1 protein-coding gene is annotated in these 4,152 nt (G+C 33.1%); it reads left to right on the top strand.

Annotated features, from left to right (window positions below; translation table 11 throughout):
- Positions 1–1,725: 1,725 nt before the first annotated feature.
- A partial coding sequence (locus B3M86_RS05565; RefSeq protein ID WP_291078982.1) for a beta strand repeat-containing protein occupies positions 1,726–4,152 on the top strand: 2,427 nt, incomplete at its 3' end.

Below are 4,152 nucleotides of genomic sequence, written 5' to 3'. Positions count from 1 at the left end.
AATTTAACACTTTTTAACACATTATTTCTCTAACCACAATAGAAACATAGGTTTTATTAAGTTTTGCGTTCTACGCTTAACGTTTTACGAATTTTGTCATTCTGAGCTTGTCTCAGAATCACATTCAATATGTCATTTCGAGGTATCGAGAAATCTTTTGTCACTTTTTTTCGTCAAAAAAACTAACGAAAAAAGACTTGTCTTTGATTTTCGACGGTCAAAATAAGTTTCAGCCATTGAATGTTTTAAATCATTTGCTACGCAAACAGTAAAACATTTTAACCATGACTCTCAACTTTTTGACACTCGTCTCCAAATCATATGACATTTTTCTAATCCTTTTTTCATTCATAAATTTTGTAAAAACTTATTACTTAAAACTCAATACTTAAAACTTAAATTATTTTCTTAACGTGTGAGTTTTAATGCCGGTTTTTTATCCTTTTTCAATATTCAAATCCACTTTCAACAATGAATTTATAAATCGTCATTGCTGAAAAGTCGAGCGTCAATTCGGCGTAAAGAGCGTTAAAAATGATTTACTGTTCGCATTTCATATGCGAATGATTTAAAGCATTTAGCGAGTAGCCATTATTGACCGACTTGTAAGCATAGACTTGTAATGCTTTGCATTCATGAATACCATAAAATAATAATAAACCATATGAATAATTTTTGATTACTTTTTGATCAAGACTTCCCCGAAGGGCATATGAATTCATTCGAAAACAATAATAACTCATGAATAAAAAGTAATATACCGAAGCTTATAAAGCTTCTCCTCTTAATCTCAAATGTTTTTGCGTCAAGGTAAAAATGAATGTAAAATTATTAATCAACTTGTAACAATTTATACCTAAGCTCCACAGGAGCTTCTCCTTTTAATTTCAAATTTTTAATTTCAAATGTTTTTTTTATCAAGATTCCCCAAAGGGTATATGAATTCATTTAAAAACAATTAAAAAAGTATTGAATAATAAATGAATGAAATATAGTTTTGAAAAACGAGAATAACCTTTCTATCACTTTTTTATGAGCAAAAAAGTAATCAAAAAACTCTTGTCTTTGATTTTCGACGGTCAAAATTAGTTTCAGCCATTGAATGTTTTAAATCATTTGCTACGCAAACAGTAAAACATTTTAACCATGACTTTCAACTTTTTGACACTCGCCTCCAAATCATATGACATTTTTATGACTATTTTTCAATATTCAAATACATTTTACGACTCTAAAATCTCAATTCTCATATCTAACATCTAATCTGTACATTTTACAGTCCTCTCAATACTAACACCTCACATCTACTTTATACTTAATACATTCTACTTTTTACATAATACTTTTTACAATATTTTAACTTACTTCAAGACTTCCCCGAAGGGTATAAAACAATAATAATTCATGAATAAAAAATGAACAAATGTACCTAAGCTTTTAATACTTAATATATTTAAACTACTAATAAATTAAAATATTCAACTCTTAAATACACAACAAACACAAAGTAAAATAAATTATTTACTTAATGAATATAATATTCCTATTTATTAAAATTTAACAAATTCAAAATCAATACTTTGCCATATTCTAAAAACGTAAACCATTACAAATGTCCCCCTATTTGTCCCCCCCTAAAATTAGGAAATAACTGTTTTTGTCTCTTTATTTGTAAGACTACTTTTTTACTATCTAAAATTATTTTAAAAATTAAAAACAAATAATATGAGAAAACTCTACTTATTTTTTTGGTTGTGGTTTATTATTACTATTGTAGTAAATGCACAATCAAGTACAGAAACTTTTGAAACAGAATCTGTAGGAAGTATCAATTTTACCGATAATGGTGTTGTTTTTAATATCATTTCACATAAAGGTACTTTTAATATTTATAGATCAAATGGTTGGGGATGGAGCGGCACTTCGGCAGACAATCAATTTATAGATAATAATACTCTACCGACTGCAAATGCATCTTTTAGCATCAAGACAACATCCAATTTATTTAGAATGAATCGTTTTTGGATCTATCTTAGTGATGTTAATGATAATCAATCTATTACAGGGACATTAACTATTACAGGTAAATTGAATAGTGTAACCAAATTTACCCAGACAAAAATAACTGGTTTTGCTAACTCATCAGGGAATACTAACGGGTACACACTCATAGATTTAACAAATTTGAATGGACAGAACTATTCTAATATTGTTATTGATGAATTAGTTATTACGGCAGGTGGTGATTATGCATACATGGGGTTTGATGCTTTTACTTGGGAAAAATATAGTAACCAGCCAACAGTAACAACAGATGCTACGGTAACAAACTTAGGAGCCAAAACAGTTACAGTAGGAGGATCAAATACTGATGACGGAACAACAATAAGTGCTAGAGGAATTGTTTGGTCAACGACAGCAAACCCAGTACTAAATGGACCAGGAGTTACAAATGTAGCTGCAACAACCAATGGAAGTGGTGCGTTTACTATAAATGCAACTTCATTGCCTGCAGCTACAACACTATATTATAGAGCCTATGCGACAAATGCCGCGGGGACTGCTTATGGAGATGTCAAATCTTTTACAACCAATCCTGCCCTATCTGCTACTCAATCACAAACAATTGCTTGTAATGGTGTGAACAACGGAAAGGCAACAGTTGTACCTTCGGGAGGAAAATCTCCGTATACCTATTCGTGGTCACCATCGGGAGGAAATGGTGCAACTGCCACTGGCTTATCTCCAAATAATTATACTGTTACAATAACAGATAATGAAGGAACTTTTATAACAAAAACCTTTACTATAGCTCAAAATCCGGCTATAATAACAGGATTTACTATTACTGACGTGAGTTACTATGGTGGAAATAATGGAGCAATAAATATTTCGCCGTTAGGCGGTAGCGGCTCTTATACTTATAATTGGGGAGGCGGAATAACAACTCAGAACAGGTCAAATCTTACTGCAGGCACCTATTCTGTTACCATTACCGATGACAATGGATGTACTTTTACAATTAATAATCTTCAAGTTACTCAGCCAGCATCAATTCCAGCAGTCGTATCATCAATTACAAGAAGAAGTACCAACCCTACAAATGCAAATACAGTAGAATATAATGTGGAATTTTCGAAAGATGTAACTGGTGTTAGTAATGATGATTTTACATTAACTTCTATAGGTAATACAATCGGTAGTATTTCTAATGTAACTGGATCGGGGACTACTTATACTGTAACTATAACAGGTTTGTCAGGAGATGGAACGATTAGATTAGATTTAAACAATGGTACAGGAATAAAAGATGCTGATAATAATGCTGTTAGTGGATTTACCAGTGGTGAGATTTATACTATCGACCATACTGCACCTTCAGTTACAGGCGTAACAAATGGCGGTATATACAATACCAATCGTACCATTAGTTTTAATGAAGGTAAGGCAACACTAAATGGTAGTAGTTTCAGTTCTGGTAGTGTAGTTTCGTCAGAAGGAAGTTATATACTCGTGGTTACTGATAATGCAGGTAATATGACAACAGTAAGCTTTAGTATCGATAAAACGCCACCGGCGATACCAGCAAACTTTAAAGCTGTTGGTGGAGATACCAAGATTACCCTAACTTGGGATGCAAATACAGAAAGTGACTTAAAAGAATACCAACTATATGTGATACCAGAAGGTGGAGCAAAAGTACTATTGGCGACTTTATTGAAAGGAACAAATAGTTACTTGCATACCAGTCTCTCGAATGGAATTACGTATTCATACTTCCTTTCTGCAGAAGATAAAGCGGGCAATAGCAGTGAAAAGGCTACTGTGGCAGCTAAGGCAATGGGCGAACAGACGATTACATTTGGTTCTTTGTCCAGCATGACTTATGGTGATAGCGATAAGACTTTGACGGCGACGGCAGGTTCGGGGCTTCCAGTTTCTTATGTTTCCTCTAATCCAGCAATAGCTTCCATCTATCAAGATGCAGCAGATGGTAATAAATGGAAGGTAAGAGCACACAGTGCAGGAGCTGTTACGATCACGGCTACTCAACTGGGAGATAATCAGTATTTGCCTGCAAAACCGATAAGCCAGTCTTTGACAGTGGAGAAAGCAGCACTTACCGTTACTGCTGATTCAAAATCAAAAGTA

This window comes from Empedobacter sp. UBA6305, assembly GCF_002440405.1.
Taxonomy (GTDB): Bacteria; Bacteroidota; Bacteroidia; order Flavobacteriales; family Weeksellaceae; genus Empedobacter; species Empedobacter falsenii_B.
This window is presented reverse-complemented; position numbering and strand designations above follow the sequence as displayed.